Annotated in this window: 1 pseudogene; it reads right to left on the bottom strand. The window is 36.9% G+C overall.

Annotation, left to right across the window (positions count from 1 at the left end):
* A pseudogene (locus tag CWC11_RS22125) lies at positions 1–295 on the bottom strand (porin); the annotation flags it as partial.

Here is a 295-nt window from a genome sequence, read left to right as displayed (position 1 = left end):
CTAAAAGAGTAAGATAGTTTAAATCTGTCTCAACTTTAACCGTTGTTTCTATATTTGCGTAATAATCGCTTTCGATTGAAGTACCTTTAAAGTCATCACTTAATGCAGCATAAGTACCTTGAAGATAAAAGCCGTCAAATGCCTTGTTTACCGTAACTGCGATACCCGTAGGCTTGAATTCATCAACGCCATCAAGCGTGATTTTTCCATAACCTAGTTCAACGAAGTCTGTTGAGTTTGCTAGGCTAGCTGTTGATGCAAATAATGCAGATACTAATGCCACTTGCTTTAAAAT

It is taken from the genome of Pseudoalteromonas sp. S3178 (assembly GCF_005886985.1).
In the GTDB taxonomy this organism is placed as follows: Bacteria; Pseudomonadota; Gammaproteobacteria; order Enterobacterales; family Alteromonadaceae; genus Pseudoalteromonas; species Pseudoalteromonas carrageenovora.
The sequence above is the reverse complement of the archived record's forward strand: the minus strand, read 5'-3'. Positions and strand labels throughout refer to the sequence as shown.